We start from the raw sequence: 20,142 nt of genomic DNA on the forward strand, positions 1-20,142 counted from the left end.
GCTTCCGCTTCAAAATGACATAGATCAAGTCGCGGTCAAATCACAGTGCCGCACCCCAGCTCCGCGCGGTCTGCAAGATCCAGTCGCGGTAGAGCGTGAGCGGTGTGACACCGGTCAAGCCGCCGCAACCGGCAGCGCCGTTCGGCCCCGTAGACCAGCTGACGAGACCGACGAGAACGGCACCATTCGGCTTATCCTCGAACACAGGCCCGCCGGAATCGCCTGTGCAGGCGCCGATTCCTTCACGAACACCGTTGGTTACGGGATCGACCAGCCGGATCTGGAGCGTGCCGGGCTGGCCCGTGGCAACGAGTCCGGCGACACGAATCGTGCCGCCACTCTTGCCTTCCCCGCGCACCGTGACGCCAATGCCGGCGATCGTGAAGCGGCCGCCCACCCGAATTGGAATCTGCGGCACGCCGACCGTCACCGCGGATTTTCCCTTGAGTGGAATTTCCAGTTGCAGCAATGCCACGTCGGCAGTGGCACGATGTGATTGCATCGCCTGCATGTTGAAGTTCGGATGGATCGCGACCGTGCGCACGTTCAGCAATTGCGGCGCACCGTCGGTGCCGCGATCGACGATCTTGTAGTCAGCGCCGGGCTGGACACAGTGCGCGACCGTCAGGACCACACGTGGCGCAATCAGGCTGCCGGTGCAGAAATTGCCGCGCGAGCCGACGATGGTGACGACCGCGCGCGCCACGCCCTCGGCCTGCGGCGTGCCGCCGCCGACGATCGCGTGAGCAGGCGTAGCGAGCAGCAGCGCTGTCGTGACGAACGTGGCAAGCTTCTTCATGGGAACACGCTTCGGTCTGCGGCGGTGGATTGCTTCGGACTGGCCCTTGCCGATAGCGCATGCTAGCCCTCTTGGAAAGCAATTGACGAGGGCAGGATCGTGACGATCGAGGCGGTGATCTTTGATTTTGGCGGGGTGCTGACGAGCTCGCCGTTCGAGGCGTTCACGCGGTTCGAGACCGAACGCGGCCTGCCTGCCGACATCATCCGACGCACCAATGCCGCCAACCATCTGGAAAACGCCTGGGCCAGGTTCGAGCGCGCCGAGGTCGACATCGAGACGTTCGATCGTCTGTTTGCCGAGGAATCGCTGGCCCTCGGCGCCGAGGTGCGCGGCCGCGACGTGCTGCCCTTGCTGCAAGGCGACCTCCGCCCCGAGATGGTCGAAGCCTTGAAGCGCATCAAGGCGCAATTCAAGACCGGCTGCATCACCAACAACCTGCCCGCCAATGCGATTGGCAGCATGACGGGGCGCTCGCTCTACATCGCCGAGGTCATGGTGCTGTTCGATCACGTGATCGAATCCGCCAAGATCGGCCTGCGCAAGCCCGATCCGCGCATCTACAGGATGATGGTTGAGACCCTGAAGGTCGATCCCAAGAGGTGCGTCTACCTCGACGATCTCGGCGTCAATCTCAAGCCGGCGCGCGAGATGGGCATGACCACGATCAAGGTGACGAGCGGCGCGCAGGCGATCGCCGAACTTGAAGCCGCGACGGCGCTGAAGCTGAGCTAGTCATCTGGAACGCAAGTTCGTCACATTAGTTGATAGCTCGAAGCTCTACAGAGGAGAGTGCTCGTGGCGAATGCGGGTGTGCGAGGCCGGCCGATTGCGCCGTTGGTGCTGAGTCAGCAGGAGCGGACGTACCTGGAGAGGCAAGTTCGTCGTCATCGTGTTGCCCGGTCGCTATCTGAGCGATGCCGCGCGATCCTGCGATGCGCGGATGGATTGCCTAGCAAGTCTGTGGCTGCCGAACTCGGCCTCCACGAACACACCGTTGGCAAGTGGCGTCGCCGATTTTTGAAGGACCGCTGTGATGGCCTGCTTGACGAGGCACGCCCTGGCCGCCCTCGAACCATCAACGATGATCAGGTTGCCGCGGTGATCGAGCGGACGTTGCGGACGACGCCAGCCGATGCGACGCACTGGTCGATCCGCTCGATGGCTGCGGAAACCGGCTTTTCCCACACCACGATCCGCCGAATGTGGGCGGCGTTCGGCTTGCAGCCGCACCGTAGCCAGACATTCAAGCTATCGAGCGATCCGCTGTTCGTCGACAAGGTACGCGACATCGTCGGCCTTTACCTGTCCCCACCGAACCGAGCCCTTGTTCTGAGCATCGATGAGAAAAGCCAGATTCAGGCACTCGATCGCGAGCAGCCGGTCTTGCCGATGATGCCCGGCATACCGGAGCGTCGTACGCACAGCTATGTGCGGCATGGTACGACCACGCTGTTTGCCGCGCTCGATGTCGCCTCGGGGTTCGTCATCGGCAAATGCTACAAGCGCCACCGGGCAGTCGAGTTCTTGAAGTTTCTAAAAGAGATCGATGCTCAAGTCCCTGAAGGCCTCGATGTCCATATCGTCATGGACAACTACGCCACCCACAAGACACCCAGGATCAAAGCGTGGCTCGCCCGTCGGCCGCATTATCATGTCCACTTCACGCCGACTTCCGCGTCATGGATCAATCAGGTCGAACGCTGGTTCGCTGAGCTCACCAGAAAGCAGATCCAGCGAGGTGTTCACACCTCCGTCAGGCAGCTCGAGGCCGATATCCGTACCTTCATCGACCTGCACAACAAAAATCCCAAGCCCTTCAAATGGACCAAGTCCGCAGACCAGATTTTGGCTTCCGTCAAACGCTTCTGCCACAAAGCCCAGCAGACTTTATGTGGCGAACTTTAGATTCACGTGACTAGTCATCTGGAACGCAAGTTCGTCACATTAGTTGATAGCTCGAAGCTCTACAGAGGAGAGTGCTCGTGGCGAATGCGGGTGTGCGAGGCCGGCCGATTGCGCCGTTGGTGCTGAGTCAGCAGGAGCGGACGTACCTGGAGAGGCAAGTTCGTCGTCATCGTGTTGCCCGGTCGCTATCTGAGCGATGCCGCGCGATCCTGCGATGCGCGGATGGATTGCCTAGCAAGTCTGTGGCTGCCGAACTCGGCCTCCACGAACACACCGTTGGCAAGTGGCGTCGCCGATTTTTGAAGGACCGCTGTGATGGCCTGCTTGACGAGGCACGCCCTGGCCGCCCTCGAACCATCAACGATGATCAGGTTGCCGCGGTGATCGAGCGGACGTTGCGGACGACGCCAGCCGATGCGACGCACTGGTCGATCCGCTCGATGGCTGCGGAAACCGGCTTTTCCCACACCACGATCCGCCGAATGTGGGCGGCGTTCGGCTTGCAGCCGCACCGTAGCCAGACATTCAAGCTATCGAGCGATCCGCTGTTCGTCGACAAGGTACGCGACATCGTCGGCCTTTACCTGTCCCCACCGAACCGAGCCCTTGTTCTGAGCATCGATGAGAAAAGCCAGATTCAGGCACTCGATCGCGAGCAGCCGGTCTTGCCGATGATGCCCGGCATACCGGAGCGTCGTACGCACAGCTATGTGCGGCATGGTACGACCACGCTGTTTGCCGCGCTCGATGTCGCCTCGGGGTTCGTCATCGGCAAATGCTACAAGCGCCACCGGGCAGTCGAGTTCTTGAAGTTTCTAAAAGAGATCGATGCTCAAGTCCCTGAAGGCCTCGATGTCCATATCGTCATGGACAACTACGCCACCCACAAGACACCCAGGATCAAAGCGTGGCTCGCCCGTCGGCCGCATTATCATGTCCACTTCACGCCGACTTCCGCGTCATGGATCAATCAGGTCGAACGCTGGTTCGCTGAGCTCACCAGAAAGCAGATCCAGCGAGGTGTTCACACCTCCGTCAGGCAGCTCGAGGCCGATATCCGTACCTTCATCGACCTGCACAACAAAAATCCCAAGCCCTTCAAATGGACCAAGTCCGCAGACCAGATTTTGGCTTCCGTCAAACGCTTCTGCCACAAAGCCCAGCAGACTTTATGTGGCGAACTTTAGATTCACGTGACTAGGGCGTATATTCATTAGTCGGGGACGCCGTCTGACGTCTGCTATGCCTCTGATAGCAGTCCGAAATCGGAATGTTGCAGGAGGTCCGCGTTGGGCCCAACAGCGGAAATCACCTGCCGGCGATCCCGCTCTATCGCCACCTCACCACCCATTTCATCAGGACGTACGGGACAGCGAAACTTAGCACGACCAGAGCCGTTCCGAGGTTTTTCCATTCCCGAGAGCTATAGCCCCAGAGTACATACCCGACGTGAGACGCATAGTAGACAAGCGGGCATACAACGGCGAAGCCAATTACGCCTGCTAAGACTGCCTCGCGCGGCTCTAATACCTCGTACCACTCTGGCTCTTTCATCGCTGGCCCTGGTAACGAACACTTCTTGTCAATTATGATACGATATCCGAATAAGCGTAGGCTAAATATGCCTACCTTTGATGTTGGCGAACGCTCGATTTTGAATGAAGCGGCCAAGTCAGCTACGGGTCATAGGGCGTCGATCCCGACCGAGCGAGGCGACTTCCGCTTAACTCTCGAAAGCTGACGTATATGAGTACACGTCCTAGTCATCTGGAACGCAAGTTCGTCACATTAGTTGATAGCTCGAAGCTCTACAGAGGAGAGTGCTCGTGGCGAATGCGGGTGTGCGAGGCCGGCCGATTGCGCCGTTGGTGCTGAGTCAGCAGGAGCGGACGTACCTGGAGAGGCAAGTTCGTCGTCATCGTGTTGCCCGGTCGCTATCTGAGCGATGCCGCGCGATCCTGCGATGCGCGGATGGATTGCCTAGCAAGTCTGTGGCTGCCGAACTCGGCCTCCACGAACACACCGTTGGCAAGTGGCGTCGCCGATTTTTGAAGGACCGCTGTGATGGCCTGCTTGACGAGGCACGCCCTGGCCGCCCTCGAACCATCAACGATGATCAGGTTGCCGCGGTGATCGAGCGGACGTTGCGGACGACGCCAGCCGATGCGACGCACTGGTCGATCCGCTCGATGGCTGCGGAAACCGGCTTTTCCCACACCACGATCCGCCGAATGTGGGCGGCGTTCGGCTTGCAGCCGCACCGTAGCCAGACATTCAAGCTATCGAGCGATCCGCTGTTCGTCGACAAGGTACGCGACATCGTCGGCCTTTACCTGTCCCCACCGAACCGAGCCCTTGTTCTGAGCATCGATGAGAAAAGCCAGATTCAGGCACTCGATCGCGAGCAGCCGGTCTTGCCGATGATGCCCGGCATACCGGAGCGTCGTACGCACAGCTATGTGCGGCATGGTACGACCACGCTGTTTGCCGCGCTCGATGTCGCCTCGGGGTTCGTCATCGGCAAATGCTACAAGCGCCACCGGGCAGTCGAGTTCTTGAAGTTTCTAAAAGAGATCGATGCTCAAGTCCCTGAAGGCCTCGATGTCCATATCGTCATGGACAACTACGCCACCCACAAGACACCCAGGATCAAAGCGTGGCTCGCCCGTCGGCCGCATTATCATGTCCACTTCACGCCGACTTCCGCGTCATGGATCAATCAGGTCGAACGCTGGTTCGCTGAGCTCACCAGAAAGCAGATCCAGCGAGGTGTTCACACCTCCGTCAGGCAGCTCGAGGCCGATATCCGTACCTTCATCGACCTGCACAACAAAAATCCCAAGCCCTTCAAATGGACCAAGTCCGCAGACCAGATTTTGGCTTCCGTCAAACGCTTCTGCCACAAAGCCCAGCAGACTTTATGTGGCGAACTTTAGATTCACGTGACTAGTCCACAAATGCCGCAGGGTGAGCAAAGCGAAAGCGTGCCACCGCAAGCATGGATGGGCACGGCGCTTCGCGCCTTTGCCCACCCTACGAGACCTACTCTGCCGCGGCGGCGACGCGCTCGGGAAATGCCGCCGCCAGCGCGGCGCGATCCGGCTTCAGCACACCGCGCTCGGTGATGAGACCGGTGACGAGCCGCGCAGGCGTCACGTCGAAGGCGTAATTCGCGACCGGCGAGCCCTCGGGCACGATGCGCACCGTCTCCAGCCGGCCGTCGGCGGTGCGGCCGGTCATGTCGGTGACCTCCACGCCGCTGCGCTGTTCGATCGGGATGTCGCGGATGCCGTCATGGACGGCGAAGTCGATCGTCGGCGACGGCAGCGCGACGTAGAACGGCACGCCGTTGTCATGCGCGGCGAGCGCCTTCAGATAGGTACCGATCTTGTTGCAGACGTCGCCATTGGCAGCAACGCGGTCGGTGCCGACGATGGCGAGATCGACCATGCCATGCTGCATCAGATGGCCGCCGGTATTGTCGGGGATCACCGTGTGCGGCACGCCGTGATGGCCGAGCTCCCATGCGGTGAGCGAGGCACCCTGGTTGCGCGGACGCGTCTCGTCGACCCAGACATGGACCTTGATGCCGCGCTCATGCGCAAGATAGATCGGCGCGGTCGCCGTGCCCCAATCGACCGTGGCGAGCCAGCCGGCGTTGCAATGGGTCAGCACGTTGACCGTCTCGCCCGGCTTCTTCGCTGCGATCGCCTCGATCAGCTTCAGACCGTTGCCGGCGATGCCGCGGTTGATCTCGACGTCCTGCTCGACGATCTCGTCGGCACGCGCGTAAGCCGCCTCGGCCCTTTCCACCGGATCGATCGGCGCGAGCGCGATGCGCATCTCGTCCAGCGCCCATTTCAGATTGATCGCCGTCGGCCGCGCCACCACGAGCGTCTCGTAAGCACGCTTCAACCCGGTGTCGGAGGAATCCTCGCGCATGGCGAGCGCCATGCCATAGGCCGCGGTCGCGCCGATCAGCGGCGCGCCGCGCACCAGCATGTCGCGGATGGCGACGGCAGCGTCCTCGCACGAGGTCAGCTTCGCGACGATGAACTCATGCGGCAGCCGGCGCTGGTCGATCGCGCCGACCGACCACCCATCACGCTCGCGCCAGATGCTGCGGAAATGCTTGCCGTCGACCTTCATGGCATTCTGCCTTTTCGTCTCTCTTGCGTCTCACGCACGCAGCACGCGCCCCGCGACTGCGTCGAGCTTCCTGAGGAGCTCCGGATCGCGCGCCTCGGGCGCCGTGATCAGCGCGGTGTCGAGTGCGCGGTCCGAGCCGATCGGGCACGGTTCGTGCTCGCGCGGAAAATCCTTGGCCAGCCGCGCCACCAGCGCCTTCGCCTTGTCGGCGTTCGACGTCAATACGCGAATGATGTCCTGCACGGTGACCGCATCGTGGTCGGGATGCCAGCAATCGAAATCCGTCACCATCGCCACCGTGGCGTAACAGATCTCCGCCTCGCGTGCGAGCTTCGCCTCGGGCATGTTGGTCATGCCGATCACGGAATAACCGAGCGTCTTGTAGGTCATGCTCTCGGCGTAGGTGGAGAATTGCGGCCCCTCCATGCAGACATAGGTTCCGCCCCGCGCGATCGCGATATTCTCGGCTTCAGCCGCTGCCGCGAGGTGGATGCGCAACCGCGGCGAGACCGGGTGTGCCATCGACACATGCGCGACGCAGCCCCTGCCGAAGAACGAGCTCTCCCGCTTGTGGGTGCGGTCGACGAACTGGTCGACGAGCACGAAGGTGCCGGGGGGCATCTCCTCCTTGAAGGAGCCGCAGGCAGACAGCGAGATCAGGTCCGTGACGCCGGCGCGCTTGAGCACGTCGATATTGGCGCGATAATTGATGTCGGAGGGCGACAGGCGGTGCCCCTTGTCGTGCCGCGGCAGGAACACGATCGGCAAGCCGGCGATGGTGCCACGCCTGAGGGGAGCCGACGGCTCGCCCCACGGGCTGCTGATCACCTCTTCGCGCGCACCTTCGAGGCCCGGCAGGTCATAGATGCCCGAGCCGCCGATGATGCCCAATACTGCCTGCGCCATGCCTGCTCCACCATGTTCGTCACATACGACATGGTTAAGCTATGCCAGCTTTGGGGCGGTTTTGGAACGGGGGAGGGGTGATGGCGGTGGTGTGGGTGGCGCGCGCTCCACACTCGGTGTCGTCCCCGCGAACGCAGGGGCGATAGCCGCAGTTTTGGCTTAAGCCGCGGTCGCCAACCGCAGCTGGGCCGCGATCATCCGCTCCAGCGTTTCGACGGACTGGAAGTTCTCCGGCGTGATCTCGGACTGTGGGATGGTGAAGTCGAACTCGGCTTCGACGCCGAGCATCAGATTGACCATGTCCATCGAGGTCAGGCCGGCATCGACCAGCTTGGCGGACGGCGTGACGTCGGCGCTGAGCGAATTCTGCTCGAGGATGCCCTTCACCAGCTTGATGATGCGATTGCGCAATTCGGTATCAAAGGCTTGCATCGGCAAATTCCCGTCTGTCTGTCGAAGGTCCGGACCGGCTTGCCGCTACGATGGGCGCGGCCCGCCGGTCCCGCAATGGCCAGCACCAATACTTCGCGTTTCTTAGTAAACGATGACTCAGATTGTCTGGAATTCGCCCTTCTTCCAGAATCCTAACGCGATGCCGGAAAATCAGGAGATGCAAACAACCCGAACTTAACTGTTCGTTCGGAATTGGGCTTTGTTTACCCTCTATTTCATCGACGAATTTGAATTAAATCCGTAGCCTCATCTCACAAGCAAAGATGGCCGGAGGATCGCTTACGCGCATCGCGAATGATGCCGGCGATCTCGAACGGCAAACCGGAGGCGGACGAGTATGAACGTGCGTGAAGCAGTCCTCACTGTCGACGAAGCGCAGACAAGCTTCCTGGAGCAGACGCCTTCCCTGATCGAGCGCGCCGCCCGGACCGCTGCTGCTGCTGCGGCCGACGCCGACGGCGTCGACCGCGACGCCCGTTTCCCGCACAAGGCCTTCGAGGTCGCGCGTGAGCAGAAGCTGCTCGGCGTCATGATCCCGGTCGAGTTCGGCGGCTTCGGCGCCTCCATCTACGACGTCACCGACATCTGCTACACGCTGGGACGCGCCTGCGCCTCGACCGCGATGATCTACGCGATGCACCAGACCAAGGTCGCCTGCGTCGTCAGGCACGGCCACGGCATCCCCTGGATGGAAACCATGATGCGCCGGGTCGCCCGCGACCAGTGGCTGCTCGCCTCCTCCACCACCGAAGGCCAGAACGGCGGCAACATCCGCGCCAGCGCCGCGGCCGTCGACCACGCAGGCGATACCGTTTCGCTGGTGCGCGACGCCACCGTGATCTCCTACGGCGCCGAGGCCGACGGCCTCGTCACCATCGCTCGACGCGCCACCGAGGCCGCAGCCTCCGACCAGGTGCTGCTGGCGCTCGCCAAGGACGATTACTCGCTGAAGCGGACGCTGGGCTGGGAAACGCTCGGCATGCGCGGCACCTGCTCGACCGGCTTCGAGCTGAAGGTCGATTGCCCCGCCGACCGCGTCTTCCCGGAAGCCTATGACAAGATCCATGCCCAGACCATGACGCCGTTCGCACATCTGTGCTGGTCGTCGGCCTGGGCCGGCATCGCCGCCGCAGCCGTGACCCGCGCGCAGGCCTTCATCCGCAAGGCGGCGCGCTCTTCAGGCGGCCAGATGCCGCCGGCCGCTGCGCATTTCACCGCCGCGAAGATGTCGCTGGCCAAGCTGCGCGCGCTGATCGCGGCCAACATCGATGCTTTCGCCCACGCCGAACACGACGAGCGCGCCCTCGCCTCGCTCGACTTCCAGTCCTCGATCACGCTTCTCAAGGTGCAGGCCTCCGAGCTCGCGGTCGAGACCGTGATGCACGCGATGCGCACGGCCGGCCTCTCCGGCTATCGCAACGACGGCGAGTTCACCATGGGCCGGCATCTCCGCGACGTGCTGTCGTCCCCGATCATGATCAACAACGACCGCATTCTGGCCAACGCCGCAACATCGACGCTGATGAGCGGGGTGCCGACAAGCCTTCGTGACTAAGTACCTGGCGACTGAACCAACAAGAACAATTTTGAGATAGCAGGACACCGAACCATGAACATTGCCGTCCTCCCCGATTCGCCCGCCACCGCGCCGCAGATGATCGATCCGCTCGATCATCTCGCCGACAAGCTGTTCCATCGCATGGGCGCCGACGGCGTCTATGCCCGCACCGCGCTCTATGAAGGCGTCGTCGAGAAGCTCGCCGCGCTCATCACCGGCCATCGCGAGGCCGGCACCGAGGTGATGCGCTTCCCGCCGGTGATGAGCCGGGCCCAGCTGGAAAAATCCGGCTACCTCAAGAGCTTTCCGAACCTGCTCGGCTGCGTTTGCGGCCTGCACGGCACCGAGCGCGAGATCAACGCCGCGGTGAGCCGCTTCGATGCCGGCGGCGATTGGACCACCTCGCTCTCGCCCGCCGATCTCGTGCTGTCGCCGGCTGCCTGCTACCCGGTCTATCCGATCGCGGCGAGCCGCGGCCCCTTGCCGAAGGGCGGCCTGCGCTTCGACGTTGCCGCGGATTGCTTCCGCCGCGAGCCGTCGAAGCACCTCGACCGGCTGCAATCGTTCCGGATGCGCGAATATGTCTGCATCGGCACGCCCGACGACGTCGCCGACTTCCGCGAGCGCTGGATGGTGCGCGCGCAGAAGATCGCGACGGACCTCGGCCTGACCTTCCGCGTCGACTATGCCAGCGACCCCTTCTTCGGCCGCGTCGGACAGATGAAGGCGGTGAGCCAGAAGCAGCAGCAGCTCAAATTCGAGCTCCTCATTCCGCTGCGCTCGGAAGAGCAGCCGACGGCTTGCATGAGCTTCAACTATCACCGCGAGCATTTCGGCACGACCTGGGGAATCCAGGATGCCAATGGCGAGCCGGCCCACACGGGGTGCGTCGCCTTCGGCATGGATCGTCTGGCGGTCGCCATGTTCCACACCCACGGCACCGACCTTTCCGCTTGGCCCGCCAAAGTGCGGGAGATCATGGGCATGCAGCCGTCGGCGACGGTCGGCGCCCATGGCGAAGGTTGGCGCTAAAGCGAACGAGGCCTGCCATTTCCACGGGTAAGACGAGCGTGATCCACACCAAAATCCGATGCCGCGAGATCACCGAGTCCGACGCAGAAGCGGTCGCGGACCTGCTGACGCGTGGCTTCGTGGGCCGCTCGCGTAACTATTGGATCCAGGGCCTGCGCCGGCAGGCCTTCCGGCCCGTGCCGGAGGGCTATCCGCGCTTCGGCTACATGCTGGACAATGAGGGCACGCCGGTCGGCGTGCTGCTGCTGATCTATACGGAACGCAAGAACGGCGAAGAGACCGCCATTCAGTGCAACCTGTCCAGCTGGTATGTCGATCCGGCCTACCGCAACTACGCCCCGCTGCTGACCAAGATCGCCCAGCGGCACAAGGACGTGACCTATTTCAACATCAGCCCGGCGCCGTGGACCTGGCCGATCATCGAGACCCAGGGCTTTCGCGCTTATTGCCGCGGCATATTCTTCTCGGTGCCGGCACTGGCGCGCGTCCCGCGCTGGAGCGAGATCGAGGTCATCTCGCCTCACGCCAAGACGATCGAGGGACTTTCCGAAGCCGAAACCGAGTTGCTGACGCGGCATGCGCGCTACAATTGCCTCAGCCTCGTCTGCCGCACGCCGAAAGGAACATTTCCGTTCATTCTGCAACCGGTGCGCATCCGCCGCGGCTTCATTGCGCCCCCAGCGATGAAGCTGATCTATTGCCGTAGCGCCGCGGAATATTCCGCCTGCGCAGGCCGTATCGGCCGGTTGCTGCTTCGGCTCGGCAAGATCGCGGTGGCGATCGATTCCAATGGACCGGTTCCCGGCCTTGTCGGTATTTATACCGAGCGGCGCGGCCGCAAATATTTCAAGGGCCCGCATCGGCCGCAGCTCGGCGATCTCACGGATACGGAACTCGTGTTGTACGGGCCGTAGCGAAGGCTTTCGGACCCAATCATCACTGGAATTTGCCGCGTCCTGCCGGCCAACTCTTGCAGGCGCCTCGGCATTCCGCCCCTCTCTCCATCGCCGGTCACCTCCCGTAAACTACTGCGCTTAAGGGAATTTTCCGGCCTCTTCGTTACCCTCGGTGGCTGAATTAGGTTGCGTTAAGTCTATTGCCCGCCGAGATCCTGCCGATCCCATGATTCCGACCTGCGACAACGAGCTTGGTGCGCGCCGCGAGCAGGGCCCGGAAGCCCTGGTCGCGCTGAGCCAGCTTGCGCTCGACCACATGGAACAGGGCGTCTGCGTCTACGATGCTGACAACCGGATCGTGCTGGTCAACCAACGCTACCTGTCCCTGTTCGGCATGTCGGCCGACATCGTGCGGGTGGGGACGAGCTACCGCGAGGTGCTCGCGCACAGCGCCGGCCGCGGCAACTTTCCGGAAAGCGAGATCGATGCGCTCTATTCGGCGCGGATCGCGGAGATCGCGGGGGGAAAACCGTTCCGGACCGAGCAGCGGCTAGCCACCGGCCTCGTCATGTCGCTCGAGTTGAAGCCGCTTCCCGGCGGCGGCTGGATGACGATCTGCGACGATGTCACCCGCCTCGCCCGGCTCGAAGCGGAATTGCGCGTGCAGACCGAGCGCAGCCAGCACGCGCTCGCCAACATGTCGCACGGCCTCATCATGTACGACGCCGATAGCAGCGTCGTCGTCTGCAACGAGCGCTTCCTGAACCTCTACAACCTCGATCCCGCAATCGTGAAACCGGGCGTCTCGCATCATGCGGTGCTCGACCATTGGCTGTCGCGCGGCAACATGCCCGGCATGCCGGCCGACGAATTCCAGCATTCCAGATTGGAGGACGTGCGCGCCAGGCGGGCCAAGACCATGCTGGTGATGCGCTATGACGGACGCATGGTGCAGACGGTCTCCCGTTTCCTGCCCGATGGGGGCTGGGTGACCGTGCACGAGGATGTCACGGAGCGGCTGCAATATGAGGAGACGCTGAGGCAGCAGAACTTCATCCTCGACGCGGCGCTGGAGAACATGGCGCACGGGCTCGCCTTCTACGACAGCGACATGCGCCTGCGCGTCTGCAACACCACTTATCGCAAGATCTACCTGCTGTCGCCGGAAGAGACCAGGCCCGGCACGCATCTCGCCGAGCTGATCGAGCGTTCGATAGCGAACGGCGCGTTTGCCTCGGAATACAGCCCGCAGCAGATCCTCGAAGCTGCCCGCGCGCGGATCGCGAGCCGCGATTGCTCGCCGATGCGACGGCGCATGTCGAACGACGCGGTCATCTCGGTACGCTATTGCGCGCTGCCCGAGGGTGGCTTCGTCGCCACCTATGAGGATATCACCGAGCGCGAACATGCGATCGGGGAGCTGAGCGAGCAGTACCGCCGCTTCGACGCGGCGCTGAACAACATGAGCCAGGGTCTGTGCATGCTCGACTCGAGCCTGCGCGTGATCGTCTGCAATCGCCGCTATATCGAGATGTACGGCCTGTCGCCCGACATCGTGAAGCCCGGCGTCTCGATGCGCGAGATCATGGAGCATAGCTGCGAGCTCGGCATCCACCCGAACATGACGGGGGCAAGGCTCTATGCCGACTATGTCGAACGGCTGCGCGAGGGCGAGCACACGCTGCACCGGCACCTGAACGACGGCCGCATCATCAAGCTCAATCACAAGCGCATGGAGCAAGGCGGCTGGGTCGTCACCTATGAGGACGTCACCGAGCGGCACAAGGCCCAGGCCCGGGTGGCGCATATGGCGCGGCACGATTCTCTGACGGATCTGCCCAATCGCACGCTGTTCCGCGAGAAGATGAGCGAGGGTCTGAACCAGGTCGCGATCGCCGGCGGCGCGATGGCGGTGCTGTGCTTCGACCTCGACAATTTCAAGACGGTCAACGACCGCCTCGGCCATGCCGCGGGCGACCGCCTGCTGCGCTGGGTCGCGGCGCGCCTGAAGGAGAATGTCGGCGAGCACGACACCGTCGCGCGTCTCGGCGGCGACGAATTCGCCGTGCTGCAGCGCGGGCCGCAACCACAATCGGCGGAGAAGCTTGCGCGGCGCCTGGTCGAGATCATTGGCCGTCCCCCGCCGCTGGAGAGCCAGTCGATCCATGTCGGCGCCTCCGTCGGCATCGCCATCGCGCCCGATCACGGGCTCGATGCCGACGAGCTGATGAAATGCGCCGACCTCGCGCTGTACCAGGCCAAGGCCAAGGGGCGCGGGGCCTATCAGCTGTTCGAGCCCGAGATGGAGGAAGAGGCGCGCAGCCGCCACGCGCTCGAGCAGGATCTGCGCGGCGCGCTGGAGGCACGCGAATTCCACCTGGTGTTCCAGCCGCAGATGCGGCTCGATTCGTCGGAGCTCACCGGCTTCGAGGCCCTGCTGCGCTGGAAACATCCGTCGCGCGGCTTCATCTCGCCGGCCGAGTTCATTCCGATCGCGGAAGAAAACGGGCTGATCGTGCCGCTCGGCGAATGGGTGCTGCGCAGCGCCTGTGCGACCGCCGCGTCCTGGCCTGGTGTCGCCGTCGCGGTGAACCTGTCGCCGGTGCAATTCCGCTCGCGCGGATTGGTGGCAATGGTCACGAGCGCTCTCGCCGAAGCCGGCCTGCCGCCGCAGCGGCTCGAGCTCGAAGTCACCGAGACGGCCCTGCTCGACGACAGTGAAGCGACCATCGAGATCCTGCACCAGCTCCGCGCGCTGGGCGTCCGCGTCAGCCTCGACGATTTCGGCGTCGGCTATTCCTCGCTGAGTTACCTGCGCAAATTTCCGTTCGACCGCATCAAGATCGACCGTTCCTTCGTCGGCACGCTCGGCGAAAGCCCCGAGAGCGTTGCCATCGTCCGCACCATCGCCAGCCTCGGTTCCGTGCTCGGCGTCGAGACCACGGCTGAGGGTGTGGAGACCGAGGAGCAACTCGACTTCGTGCGCGAATGCGGCTGCACGGCCGTGCAGGGCTATTATTTCGGCAAGCCCTGCCCCGCATCGGAAGTCGGCCGCACCATCGAGACGCTGAACACGGTCCGGCGCGTGGCGTAACGGCTTTCTGCTCGCTCAAATTCCGCCTCTCGGCACACGGCCAAACGACGAATTGTCGCATGTGCCGGTTTGACCGGCATTGCTGCACCGACCGCCGCGCGCCTATCGCGCAACGCGCTTTTCTTCTCCCGCGATTTCGGGAACAATCCTCTCACAAGAACGAAGAACGGCGGCCCCCAAGCGGCCCCGAGGGAGGAATTCCGATGCCGCGATACCGGCTGAAGACGATCGCATTTGCCGCGATGCATGCTGTCCTGGGCACATTGCTCTCGACCGCCGCAATGGCGCAGGACTATCCCACCAAACCCATCACGCTGATCGTGCCATGGCCGGCCGGCGGCTCGACCGATATCTCGATGCGCGCCATCGCCGACAGCGCCTCGAAGGTGCTGGGGCAGCCGATCGTGATCGACAACAAGGCCGGTGGCGGCGGCACTGTGGGGCCCGCGACCATGGCCGCGGCCGCGAAGCCCGACGGTTACACCATCTCGCAGATTCCGATCACAGTCTTCCGCCTGCCCTTGATGCAGGAGGTATCATGGGATCCGGCCAAGGATTTCACCTACATCGTCCATCTCACCGGCTACACGTTCGGCGTGACCACCAGCGCAGAGTCGCAGTTCAAGAGCTGGAAGGACGTGGTGGAGTTCGCCAAGGCCAACCCGGGCAAAGTCACTTATGCCACGCCGGGCGCCGGCACCTCGCTGCATATCGGCATGGAGCAGATCGCCGGAATGTCCGGCATCAAGCTGACGCAAGTCCCGTTCAAGGGCGGCGCGGAGACCAACGCCGCGGTGCTGGGACAGCACACGATGCTTCAGGCCGATTCCACGGGATGGCGACCGCTGGTCGACGCCGGCAAGCTGCGCCTGTTGATGGTGTGGACCGGCTCACGCTCGCCGAACTATCCCGATGTGCCGACGCTGAAGGAGCTCGGCTATCCCATGGTCTATGATTCCCCGTTCGGCATCGCCGGCCCGAAGGGCCTCGATCCAAAGATCGTCGCCAAGCTGCACGATGCTTTCAAGAAGGCGGTCGAGGATCCCGCCGTCGTGGCAACGCTCGCCAAATACGACATGGTGCCGAACTACAAGAACACCGAGGACTACAAGAAGTTCGTCGTCGAGGTCACGGAGTCCGAGCGCAAGGTGATCGAGACGCTCGGGCTGGCGAAGAAGTAGGACTGAGCCACCAGCGTGTCCCGGACGCGGTGCAGCGCTTCTTCAGCGGTGCACCGCAGAGCCGGGACCCATCCTGCCAAGCATCCATGGACCCCGGATCTGCAGCGCGTCACTTCGTGCCGCGCAGCGTCCGGGGAACGGCCGAGAGGGTGTCGATGACCAACCAAACCAACGTCAAACTCCGCCTCGACAATTCCGAGCTCTGGGGCGGGCTGATCGGGCTCGCGCTCGGCGGCTTCGTGATCTGGTCGGGCATGAAGCTCAAGCTCGGCACCATCAACGATCCCGGCTCCGGCTACGTGCTGTTCTACACGGGCATCCTGATGTGCCTGTTCGCTGGCGCCATCATCGTCTCGGCGGTCACCGAGGGCGGCCCGACGCTGGCCTCGCGCTGGGAGAATGTGCGCTGGAGCAAGCCGCTCTTGCTGATCGCATGTCTCGTGGCATTCTCCGTTGTACTGGAGCCGCTCGGCTTTCTGCTGTCGTCGATCCCGTTGATGCTGCTGCTGCTGCGGCTGATCGATCCGGTGCGCTGGACGCTGGCGATTCCGATCGCCGTGTTGGTGCCCATGGGCATGTGGTGGGTGCTCAAGCGGCTGCTGCTGATCCAGTTGCCCTCGGGCCTGTTCGGGATCGGCTGACCCATGGATACACTCGTCAACGTCGCGCATGGATTCGGCGTCGCGCTGCTGCCGGTCAACCTGCTCTATTGCTTCATCGGCGTCTTCATCGGCACGCTGGTCGGCGTGCTGCCGGGCATCGGGCCGATCTCGGCAATGTCGCTGCTGCTGCCCGTGACGCTGTCGGGCACGCCGGAATCCGGCATCATCATGATGGCCGGCATCTATTACGGCTCGATGTATGGCGGATCGACCACCTCGATCCTGGTCAATATCCCCGGCGAGGCGGCTTCCGTCGTCACCTGCATCGACGGCCACCAGATGGCGAAGCAGGGCCGCGCCGGCCCCGCGCTCGGCATCTCGGCCTTCGGCTCCTTCATTGCGGGCACGTTCGCACTGATCGCCTTGATGCTGGTCGCGCCGAAGCTTGCCAGCGTCGCCATTGCGTTCGGCCCGGCCGAATATTTCAGCCTGATGGTGCTCGGCCTCGTCGTGCTCACCTTCCTGACCCAGGGCTCGATGCCGAAGGCGTTGCTGATGGCGTGCATCGGCGTCGTGCTCGGACTGATCGGGCTCGACAGCATCACGGCGCAGCCGCGCCTGACCTTCGGCCGCATGGAATTGATCGACGGCATCGGGCTCGTGCCCGTCGTGATGGGCCTGTTCGGCGTCGCCGAGGTGCTGCTCAACACCGAGCAGGCGATCAAGCGCGACGTCATCAACACCAGGATCACGCACCTGCTGCCCACCAGGGAGGACTGGAAGGCGAGCGCAGGCCCGGTCGGCCGCGGCACCATTCTCGGCTTCTTTCTCGGCATCCTGCCGGGCGGCGGCGCGGTGGTGGCCTCCTTTGCGTCCTACGCGCTGGAGAAGCGGCTGTCGAAGACGCCCGAGCGTTTCGGCCATGGTGCGATCGAAGGGGTCGCGGGGCCGGAATCGGCGAACAACGCGGCGGCAGGCGGCGCCTTCATTCCGCTGATGACGCTCGGCATTCCGCCGAACGTGGTGATGGCGCTGCTGCTCGGGGCCTTCGTCATTCACGGCCTGCAGCCGGGGCCGCTGCTGATCACGCAAAACCCCGGCCTGTTCTGGGGCATCGTCGCCAGCATGTATATCGGCAACGTCATGCTGCTGATCCTGAACCTGCCGATGATCGGCATGTGGGTGCAGCTGCTCAAGCTGCCCTACAACATCTTGTTTCCCCTGATCATCCTGTTCACGATTCTCGGCGTCTACTGCTCCAGCAACAACGTGTTCGACGTCTATGTGATGATCGCGTTCGGCATCATCGGCTATTTCATGCGCAAGCTCGGCTACGAGCCGGCGCCGCTGGTGCTGGCCTTCGTGCTGGGACCGATGATGGAGAATAACTTACGCAAGTCGCTGATCCTGTCGCAGGGCGATCTCTGGACCTTCGTGCAGCGGCCGATCTCGGCGGTGTGCCTCGCATTCGCAATGATGCTGCTGATCGCACCGCTCCTGCCCGCACTGCGCAAGAAGCGCGAGCTGGTGGCGCTGGACGAGGGGGCGTGACGTTTTGCAGAGGTCGGCTAAGATGCAATTTCGCGAAAACAACCCCATGCACAGTAGATGGGGGATTGATTTCACAGGGAAAATTCTAGCGTGACACGCTACCCCGCCGCCGGCAGCGCGCTATCCGTCGGCGCGCCCCACGGCCGCTCTGCCGATGCCAAGCCGATCAGGCGGCCCTGGATATAGTCGCAGCCCCAGTCGCGCAGCATGCTTGCTGCCTCTTCGTCCTGCACCCATTCAGCCACGGTCTTGATGTCGAGCCGTCGCGCGAGATCGATCAGCGTCTGCACGAAGGCACGGTCGTCCGCGGAATGGGTGATGTTCTGCACGAAGGCGCCGTCGATCTTGACGATGTCCACGCCGAGCTTGCGCAGGTTTCGGAACGAGGTGTAGCCGGCGCCGAAATCGTCGATGGCGATGCGGCTGCCGAAATTCTTCAGCCGCGTGACGAAGCCACGGACGTCGTCGATGTCCTGGATCGCGACCGTCTCGGTGATCTCGACGATCAGCCGCTCGGCAACGCCGGGATGGGCCAGCATCAGCGATTCGATTCCCGCCCACCAGTCCGGATCCATGGTGGTATCGGGCGAGATGTTGAGGCTGAGGCAGATGTCGGGGGCGGCGGCGAGCTCGGCGACCACGAGCTCGAGCACGCGGTGATCGACCAGGCGGATCAGGCCGAGCCGTTCGGCGACCGGCACGATGTCGGGCGCGAGCAGCACCTGGCCGCCGCCCTGGTCCATCCGCACCAGGCATTCGTGGAAGGCACGCTCGCGCGAGGCGGCCGACACCACCGGCTCATAGGCCAGCTTGATGCGGCGCTCGTTCAGCGCGGTGACGATCTCGTCGGTGACGCGGATATTGACGCGGCGCTGCGCGTCGCGCGCGGCATCCGGACGCCATGCCGCGAAGGAGCCGGCGCGGCGGCGCTTGGCGGCGTCCAGCGTCTCATGGGCGCGGTTGACGGCCTCGTCGGTGTTGCGGGCGTAGCGCGGCAGGCTGACCGCGCCGATCGAGGCGGTGACCGAGACCGGGCCGGATTTGGTGGGCACCACCTCGTCGCGAATGCCGGCGAGGAAACGCTCGGCGGCGACGTTCATGTCGTCGACGCTGCAGTTCTTCAGGATCAGGCCGAACTTGTTGCCGGAAAAGCGGCCGAGCACGTCGCCGCCACGCAGGCGCGAGCGGATGCGCTTGGCGATGTCGAGGATCACGGCGTCGGCAACGTCGAAGCCGAAGGCGTCGTTGACGCGGGCGAGATGGTCGATGCCGACCAGCATGAACGCCGCAGTGGAGCGGAAGCGGGTCGTCTCCTCGATCGCCTCGGCCAGCGCCGCGATCAGGTGCGAGCGGTTGAGCTCGCCGGTCAACGGATCGAGCCGTGCCAGCTTGGTCAGCTCCTCGTCTCGGGCATGGCGCTCGTTGTTGATACGGATCGAGCCGATCGCGCGCGTGGGGCGGCCGTCGGGGCCGGCGAACCAGCGGCCGGTCTCCTCGATCCAGATCACGGGATCGGCGGCGCTCATACGGACGCCGTACTCGACACGGTAGGGCGTGCCGTCGGCGCCGTGCACGGCGGACGTCTGCGCCAGCGCCGTGGTCCGCAGCGACGGCGCGGGTTCGATCAGTTTGGCAAATTCGGCGCCGGTCGCGAGGCGCTTGGTGGGAATGCCGGGAAAAATGCTGGCGACCTGGTCACCCCAGACAATGGCATCGCTGGCGACGTCCCAGGCGAACACGGCCTGGCCGAGCGCGGCCAGAATGTCGGAGGCTTGCGGCAATGCAGGGGTCAAGATCGCCTCGTTTCGGGACAGCGGGTAAGTCCTGGGCCGGCACAGAATAGGACCAGATTCGCCTTCGACCCTAGGCAAAGTTCATAAACAATTTGGAAACCACGTTTCCGAGCCGCCCAGGAACGATTAAGCTCGGCCGGCATAGGCCTTGCGAGACCATCACATGCACCGGCGCCGATGTCCGAAAACGCGCCAGCTCAACCTGATGAACGGTGTTGCG

16 protein-coding genes are annotated in these 20,142 nt (G+C 63.5%); 11 read left to right on the forward strand and 5 right to left on the reverse strand.

Features of this window, described 5'->3' with window-relative positions; all coding sequences use genetic code 11:
* Positions 1–40: 40 nt before the first annotated feature.
* A complete protein-coding gene (locus AC0WRY_RS33630) occupies positions 41–799 on the reverse strand; it encodes a S1 family peptidase (RefSeq protein ID WP_491122477.1) in 759 nt (252 codons plus the stop codon).
* Positions 800–898: 99 nt separating this feature from the next.
* Here AC0WRY_RS33630 and AC0WRY_RS33635 point away from each other — a divergent pair, with 99 nt between their 5' ends.
* The 4 genes from AC0WRY_RS33635 to AC0WRY_RS33650 all read left to right on the forward strand — a co-directional run bounded on the left by AC0WRY_RS33635 (position 899) and on the right by AC0WRY_RS33650 (position 5,643).
* Positions 899–1,534 (forward strand): HAD-IA family hydrolase, encoded by a 636-nt coding sequence (locus AC0WRY_RS33635; RefSeq protein WP_491122478.1) that lies wholly within the window; start codon positions 899–901, stop codon positions 1,532–1,534.
* 63 nt (positions 1,535–1,597) lie between these two features.
* Positions 1,598–2,707: an IS630 family transposase gene (locus AC0WRY_RS33640; protein WP_194402635.1), complete on the forward strand. Its 1,110-nt coding sequence runs from the start codon at positions 1,598–1,600 to the stop codon at positions 2,705–2,707.
* Positions 2,708–2,784: 77 nt separating this feature from the next.
* Positions 2,785–3,894: an IS630 family transposase gene (locus AC0WRY_RS33645; protein WP_194402635.1), complete on the forward strand. Its 1,110-nt coding sequence runs from the start codon at positions 2,785–2,787 to the stop codon at positions 3,892–3,894.
* 639 nt (positions 3,895–4,533) lie between these two features.
* Positions 4,534–5,643, forward strand: coding sequence for an IS630 family transposase (locus tag AC0WRY_RS33650; protein WP_194402635.1), 1,110 nt, complete (start codon positions 4,534–4,536; stop codon positions 5,641–5,643).
* A 106-nt stretch (positions 5,644–5,749) separates the two neighbouring features.
* On the opposite strand, the gene mtnA is transcribed toward AC0WRY_RS33650, so the two are convergent.
* The 3 genes from mtnA to AC0WRY_RS33665 all read right to left on the reverse strand — a co-directional run bounded on the left by mtnA (position 5,750) and on the right by AC0WRY_RS33665 (position 8,194).
* Positions 5,750–6,856: an S-methyl-5-thioribose-1-phosphate isomerase gene (gene mtnA / locus AC0WRY_RS33655; protein ID WP_491122479.1), complete on the reverse strand. Its 1,107-nt coding sequence runs from the start codon at positions 6,854–6,856 to the stop codon at positions 5,750–5,752.
* A gap of 30 nt (positions 6,857–6,886) precedes the next feature.
* Entirely contained in the window at positions 6,887–7,762 is an 876-nt protein-coding gene (locus tag AC0WRY_RS33660; RefSeq protein WP_194405003.1) for an S-methyl-5'-thioadenosine phosphorylase, read from the reverse strand.
* A gap of 159 nt (positions 7,763–7,921) precedes the next feature.
* A complete protein-coding gene (locus AC0WRY_RS33665; protein ID WP_194405004.1) occupies positions 7,922–8,194 on the reverse strand; it encodes a phosphopantetheine-binding protein in 273 nt (90 codons plus the stop codon).
* Between the two features lie 358 nt (positions 8,195–8,552).
* Here AC0WRY_RS33665 and AC0WRY_RS33670 point away from each other — a divergent pair, with 358 nt between their 5' ends.
* The 7 genes from AC0WRY_RS33670 to AC0WRY_RS33700 all read left to right on the forward strand — a co-directional run bounded on the left by AC0WRY_RS33670 (position 8,553) and on the right by AC0WRY_RS33700 (position 18,129).
* Complete coding sequence (locus AC0WRY_RS33670) at positions 8,553–9,770, forward strand: acyl-CoA dehydrogenase family protein (protein WP_491122480.1); 1,218 nt, start codon at positions 8,553–8,555, stop codon at positions 9,768–9,770.
* Between the two features lie 54 nt (positions 9,771–9,824).
* Positions 9,825–10,805, forward strand: a complete 981-nt coding sequence (locus AC0WRY_RS33675) for an amino acid--[acyl-carrier-protein] ligase (RefSeq protein WP_259218070.1) — start codon at positions 9,825–9,827, stop codon at positions 10,803–10,805.
* Positions 10,806–10,843: 38 nt separating this feature from the next.
* On the forward strand, positions 10,844–11,719 hold the full coding sequence (locus AC0WRY_RS33680; protein WP_194405007.1) for a GNAT family N-acetyltransferase: 876 nt from the start codon (positions 10,844–10,846) through the stop codon (positions 11,717–11,719).
* 208 nt (positions 11,720–11,927) lie between these two features.
* On the forward strand, positions 11,928–14,795 hold the full coding sequence (locus AC0WRY_RS33685) for a PAS-domain containing protein (RefSeq protein WP_491122481.1): 2,868 nt from the start codon (positions 11,928–11,930) through the stop codon (positions 14,793–14,795).
* A gap of 203 nt (positions 14,796–14,998) precedes the next feature.
* Complete coding sequence (locus AC0WRY_RS33690) at positions 14,999–15,976, forward strand: tripartite tricarboxylate transporter substrate binding protein (protein ID WP_491122482.1); 978 nt, start codon at positions 14,999–15,001, stop codon at positions 15,974–15,976.
* 155 nt (positions 15,977–16,131) lie between these two features.
* Positions 16,132–16,617: a tripartite tricarboxylate transporter TctB family protein gene (locus AC0WRY_RS33695; RefSeq protein WP_491122483.1), complete on the forward strand. Its 486-nt coding sequence runs from the start codon at positions 16,132–16,134 to the stop codon at positions 16,615–16,617.
* A 3-nt stretch (positions 16,618–16,620) separates the two neighbouring features.
* Complete coding sequence (locus tag AC0WRY_RS33700; protein ID WP_194405011.1) at positions 16,621–18,129, forward strand: tripartite tricarboxylate transporter permease; 1,509 nt, start codon at positions 16,621–16,623, stop codon at positions 18,127–18,129.
* Positions 18,130–18,227: 98 nt separating this feature from the next.
* Here AC0WRY_RS33700 and AC0WRY_RS33705 read toward each other — a convergent pair whose 3' ends face one another.
* Positions 18,228–19,922, reverse strand: coding sequence for an EAL domain-containing protein (locus tag AC0WRY_RS33705; RefSeq protein ID WP_491122484.1), 1,695 nt, complete (start codon positions 19,920–19,922; stop codon positions 18,228–18,230).
* Between the last annotated feature and the right edge of the window lie 220 nt (positions 19,923–20,142).

It is taken from the genome of Bradyrhizobium sp. T-12, from assembly GCF_058314695.1.